The sequence below is a fragment of the Lysobacter sp. P5_C4 genome, assembly GCF_054049695.1.
Genome location: NZ_JBFULX010000019.1, coordinates 1 through 579 on the forward strand (window position 1 = coordinate 1; position 579 = coordinate 579).

The following is a 579-nucleotide window of genomic DNA, read 5'->3' on the forward strand; positions in this document are numbered from 1 at the left end:
CCTGTACACCAATCGTCCCCTTCACGGACGCTGTACTATCCGCTCGCAAAAGCACCTTCATTTCATACTCGCTCTCTTGCCCATCCTGCGGCTCTTGGAACACAATCGTTGCTCCTTCAATCGCCTCTAGGCGTTCAGCAGCCAGCTCATATTGAAAGGATAGTCTGCCTGCCTTCAGAGTCTTCTCGAAGCGCAGCTTCATTTCGAAGAGCTGACCTGGATTCACATAACGAGGTGTTGTTTGAAGCACGCGCACCCCAGAATCTTGATAAAGAACGACTGTCTGATCGGACAAATTAGCCAAAGGTAGTGCTGCCGGATCAGGCGCATCCTCTCGGATAAACAAGCGGTAGCTTTCCAGCACACGATTATAGTCATTAATTTCGTCGGAACGAATAGAAGAATTAGCGACCGCGTGAACGGGTTCTTTTTCCTTTTCGTCATAGGCAATACATAGGTATACGTTCTTGGCATACTGATTATTGCTGAAACCGTCCATCATCGATAGCTTCAATGTCATCGGAGAAGGCACGACAATTTCCCGGCCAAGTGCGTCGATCGCAGCTCCCATCTCTTCAG

1 protein-coding gene is annotated in these 579 nt (G+C 49.1%); it reads right to left on the bottom strand.

Annotated features, from left to right (window positions below; translation table 11 throughout):
- On the bottom strand, positions 1-579 hold a 579-nt coding region (locus ACXJJ8_RS15445), incomplete at both ends, for a hypothetical protein (protein WP_499031870.1).